The organism is Bartonella sp. MF74HXZ (genome assembly GCF_042194445.1).
GTDB lineage: Bacteria > Pseudomonadota > Alphaproteobacteria > Rhizobiales > Rhizobiaceae > Bartonella > Bartonella grahamii.
Map to the genome: position 1 here is coordinate 208,547 of NZ_JBHIMW010000004.1, position 5,027 is coordinate 213,573.

At 38.4% G+C, this 5,027-nt stretch carries 4 protein-coding genes and 1 tRNA gene; 3 read left to right on the top strand and 2 right to left on the bottom strand.

Annotation, left to right across the window (positions count from 1 at the left end; all coding sequences use genetic code 11):
- A partial coding sequence (locus tag ACFIJ8_RS05130; protein WP_375639142.1) for a DnaJ domain-containing protein occupies window positions 1-355 on the bottom strand: 355 nt, incomplete at its 3' end.
- A 1,515-nt stretch (window positions 356-1,870) separates the two neighbouring features.
- Between ACFIJ8_RS05130 and ACFIJ8_RS05135 the strand changes: the two genes are divergently transcribed.
- Window positions 1,871-2,020 carry a hypothetical protein gene (locus ACFIJ8_RS05135; protein WP_273788629.1) on the top strand — a complete coding sequence of 50 codons (150 nt, stop codon included), beginning with the start codon at window positions 1,871-1,873 and terminating at the stop codon, window positions 2,018-2,020.
- A gap of 652 nt (window positions 2,021-2,672) precedes the next feature.
- Here the strand turns inward: ACFIJ8_RS05135 and ACFIJ8_RS05140 are convergent.
- A tRNA-Thr gene (locus ACFIJ8_RS05140) sits at window positions 2,673-2,747 on the bottom strand.
- 177 nt (window positions 2,748-2,924) lie between these two features.
- Here ACFIJ8_RS05140 and ACFIJ8_RS05145 point away from each other — a divergent pair.
- Entirely contained in the window at window positions 2,925-3,077 is a 153-nt protein-coding gene (locus ACFIJ8_RS05145; RefSeq protein ID WP_015856869.1) for a hypothetical protein, read from the top strand.
- A gap of 160 nt (window positions 3,078-3,237) precedes the next feature.
- Entirely contained in the window at window positions 3,238-4,533 is a 1,296-nt protein-coding gene (murA, locus tag ACFIJ8_RS05150; protein WP_273788630.1) for a UDP-N-acetylglucosamine 1-carboxyvinyltransferase, read from the top strand.
- The last annotated feature ends 494 nt before the right edge of the window (window positions 4,534-5,027 follow it).

The following is a 5,027-nucleotide window of genomic DNA, read 5'->3' on the forward strand; positions in this document are numbered from 1 at the left end:
TTTCAGAAGTCTTGAGATTGTTTTCAGAAGTCTTGAGATTGTTTTCAGAAGTCTTGAGATTGTTTTCAGAAGTCTTGAGATTGTTTTCAGAAGTCTTGTGATTGTTTTCAGAAGTCTTGTGATTATCTTTAAAAGTTTTATGATAGAACTGATTGTAAGCAGCTCTCTTTCGAGGGTCTTTAAGAACTTCATAGGCTTCAAGAATTTTTTTGAATTTTTGTTCAGCTTCGGTACTAGAGTTATGATCAGGATGGTATTGCAGAGCTAACTTACGAAAAGCAGATTTTATCTGTTTATCGTTGCATGCGTAGCTTGTATCAAGAATTCCATAATAATCGTCTTCATTTAATATCATTAAATACTGCTACTTGTGTATTGCTCTTATTTTATAGGATAGCTTAACTGATTTTTGTTGAATATATCAATGGGTATTATCTTATGTTTAAAGTATGGTAAAAATCGTATTGAATGGTGTGGCTGTACTTGGGGCCATTGTATCTAAATGAGGGGAGATACAGTTCAAAATGCTTAAAAATGCAGGGTGTTTTTAATATTTTAGAAGTATTTTTTACAAAAATAGATTAAAAGAGAGACGATAAATCAAATATAAAAGGGACGGCAAGAATAGCTGAGGTTGTCATTATTGTAAATAAACAAGCAGGACCCTTAAATCTAAAACGCCAAAGTAAACTAATGGGAACGGACATTATCATTGTTATGATGAATCCTACGATAAACCATTGCATGAATAATTTTATTATATTGATTTTATCTTTATTAAAATGATTTTGTTTTAGTTCTTCTTCTGAAACACAATCGATAATAGAAAAAACAGGATAAACAGGAAACTCTCTACTTGGACAAGCACTAACAGAAAATTTTTTAAGCTCTAATCATTATCTTTCGCGTTTTTTTCCAATGTCTTCTTTTCTATTTTTTGTTTTATATATTCTTTGGAAATACAATTGATCGGAGAAGTACTCCCAACAAAAAATTCGTCTTTTTTACATTCACGGGTTGTATGATGTGTGAATAAAACAGCGCTTATTGCTATAGCAAATAAAATAAAGTGTTTAAACATAGGGTATTTATTGTTTTTTGTTTCTAACGAGCTTTAATAAATAATTTCTATTGAATAAATCAATATGTGTTATTTTTGTGTTAAAAATATATGTAAAAAATGTATTTAGTAAAAATGGTTATAGTGATCATACTGTATCTAAATAAAGGTGCAGTACAGGATAAAACCCCGCACATGCGGGATTTTTATTCGCTGGAGGAGACAAGGACAGAGGAGACAAGGACAGTAGAAATATGCAGAAAATATAAGATAGGCTCTGTCACGAAAATGGTTGTTCTAGGGCGGGAATAGGGAATATCCAAAATGCTCTAAACGAAATGTACTTGTTTTTCATAGTCACGCGCTTGTTTTAAAGAGACATTTTGCTCCAAGCTCTTTTTATACTCATTTCATGTCCATTTCATCGCGGCGTTCTTGAATTTCATGCTGGGGCTTGTGAATGGTATCGTGAGGGGTAACGATAAAGCTCCGTAGATTATAAATATTGCACACCTCATCTTTGATTTTATGAAAAAGTAAGTTGGTACTATTTTGGGCTCGTTCTCAAGATTGCGATATGGGCTGTGGCTGTTGAGACGATTCATAATCTCGTTTACTGTGGGGGATTTTTCATAAAAGGTAGGCTTTTCTTGGAAAGTTTCACGCTATACGGATCTTTCTGCTTGTGAACTGTAAGCGAAGAGGGATGTTTGATTTCAATAGAATAGAGGGGAAGAGAAATTTTCGCTCTTAGGGTTCTTCTTTGAAAAGGCGGACTATCAATTTTCTGGCATATGGGATGTTTGGCATATGGGAGCGTGGGGTGGTTTATTGAAAGCTTTGAGGGGGTATCGCTGTTTGGTTTTTCTTTTGGTCATGAAAGGGGAGAATGGGGAAGGAATTGAGTTGAGAGGATGTTCTGGAAATGGCTCTGTTAGATCTATTGTAAATGACGAATAGGATCGATGAAGCTTATTCTAATTTTTAGAGGGAATGCTTGTGCTGCTTGAGGTGGACAGAGAGGCGAGAAAGATAAGATTATTGGTTTGGGGGGGGCTTTAAGGGTATCAATGGGATGTGTTCAAACAATGAGTTTATAATAATTTATTATTGAGATTCAATTTGAATTTCAATGAGAGCCTGAAATAGTGTGAGATGTTCTTATTTCAAACCTTCTTATTCAAATTCTCTTATATTGAATCAAGTAAAATCGTTTGTCTGCATATTACAAGCGGGCGGGGGCTTGTGGGGGAAAATATTCAAGAAATAAAAATGCCTATACCGTCTCAAGTGTCAAGAGCTGTTGCAACAGTGAGGTTTGGCAAAGAGAAGGATAAGGGGACATCCTACAGGAAGGAAAGGGGAGGATGCAAGGAAAAAAGGGGGAGGTAATGGGAGGGGACTATTCTTTGGGGTGTGTCAATTTCAAAAGCCGTTCGCAAAGCATTTTGGAGATTAAGCGCGTCATTTAGTCCATTGATTTTGAAGCCATTGAAGCGCGTGGTTTAAAGAATGGGGGATTTGATGAAGCTGATGGAGACTGGAGGAGGTGATTGATGCTTGTAGAAAAGAGGAGAGGGGTAGGAGAAGAATAAACAAAAGAAGAATAAAATGGTGCTGCGAGAGAGGATTGAACTCTCGACCTCTCCCTTACCAAGGGAGTGCTCTACCACTGAGCTACCGCAGCCCCTTTTCAATCTTTGCGCTGTCTTGTGCCATATTGTCAGAAAATAGGCAAGAGAACATTTGTATATTCTTGCAAGAAAACGTATCTTATGTCATGACATATGTTTCTTATACACTTAAATATTTAAGGCTATGAGTTGCTTGGATAGAAGCTCAACACTGTTTAAAAGGTTGCGCAATGACACAAATGCATCAAAAACAAAAACAAAATGAAATGAATCATCAAGATGAAAAAGCAAAACGACGTCAAGAAAGATTGGCGCAACAATTGCGTCAAAACCTGAAACGTCGAAAAGAGCAAAGCCGACAAAGAGCGCAAACAGAGCTCTAAAATGAAAAAAAATGTTTTTTAGTGAAGCTTTGCAACTAAACTTCTCAATAATTTGTTCTCATATTTAGAATGCGTTCTAAAACGATTAATAAAGCATAACTTCCCGAAGGGGGAAAAAACCTTTGGAAGGGCAGGCACAAAGGAAAAGAGGGAAAACACTATGGATTCTATTCAAATTGTTGGGGGGAAAAAACTTAAAGGAACCATTCCTATATCAGGGGCAAAAAATGCTGCATTGCCTCTTATGATTGCGGCGCTTTTGACAGAAGAAACGCTCACTTTAGAAAACATTCCTCATCTGGCTGATGTCGAATTGCTTATTCGTATTCTCAATAATCATGGTGTGGGATATGCCGTTGATGGACAAGAGTTTAACGATGAGTGTGTGAATTCAAGAACAATTCATTTTACTGCGCAAAAAATAGCGACAACACGGGCGCCGTACGAACTGGTGAAAAAAATGCGCGCAAGCTTTTGGGTTATCGGACCTCTCCTTGCACGATGCTTAGAGGCTTATGTTTCGCTTCCTGGAGGATGTGCTATTGGAACAAGACCTGTCGATTTTATCCTTGAGGGACTCAAAACTTTAGGCGCACAGATTACGATCGAAAATGGATATGTTCATGCAAAAGCCCCAAGGGGGTTAAAAGGTGCTCACTATCGTTTTCCTAAGGTCACTGTTGGTGGAACACATGTGATTCTTATGGCGGCGACACTGGCAAAGGGAACAACCGTCCTTGAGAATGCGGCTTGTGAACCAGAAGTGGCAAACCTTATTCGAACTCTGAATGCTATGGGGGCTCAGATAACCGGTGAAGGAACAACAACGCTTACAATTGAAGGGGTTAAAAAACTTAAAGGGACAAAAATACGCGTTATTGCTGATCGAATCGAAGCGGGGACATATGCAATGGCTGTGGCTATGACAGGAGGCGATGTCTTTCTTAAAAATGCAAATCCTAATCATCTTACAAAAGTGCTTAAGGTGCTTCAAAAAACAGGACTCGAGATTCAAATAGAACCTCAAGGAATTCATGTTAAGCGAAATCCAAAGAACACAAAAATTATGCCCGTTGATATTAAAACAGGACCTTATCCTGCTTTTCCAACCGATCTCCAAGCGCAATTCATGGCGCTCATGACACGGGCTGAAGGAATCGCGCATATTACAGAGACCATTTTCGAAAATCGTTTTATGCATGTTCAAGAACTCAATCGTTTAGGGGCCTCGATAAAGCTTGATGGGCAGACGGCAACCGTCTATGGAACAGAGAATTTGCAAGGGGCTCCTGTCATGGCGACGGATTTGCGCGCTTCTGTTTCTCTTGTGATTGCAGCATTGGCAGCAAAGGGAGAAACAATCGTTAATCGTGTTTATCATCTTGATCGTGGATTTGAGAGATTGGAGGAAAAATTAGTTCGTTGTGGCGCAAAAATCCAACGTATCACAGTGTAATTCCCTTTGAGGGTATTCTTTAATTTCTCTCTTCGGGGGGCTTAATCTCAGACAACAAGGTTTGTTAATCCTCTCAATAAACGTGGGGTTTATCTCATGGGTTTAGGATTTTTACGAGCGAGCATAAGCGTTTGAGAGGCGGGGGTGGAGCTCATAAAACAAACACTGTTTTAAATTTTATTGCTAATTTCCTGAAATTACCTTATAAATAACACTGTAATTTTGGTCGTATACGCAACGGCCAAGAGGGATTCAAAACCCCTAAAGTTCAGTACATAAGATTAGCCTACTTTTGTGGGTTTCCCGGGATTCCGGGAGTTTTTGCCATGTCCAGGTGCGATGAGCACTAAAAGCAAAAAAGCTGACTGAACTCAGTGTTTTTGACTCCCGGAATACCAATGCGAGGGCGCTCGCACTCGGCAGGGGAGCTTGAAGTGAAAGCTAAAAATCCACACTTTAACGATATTTCGATAGGCAGAAAAATTCGCTTTAAA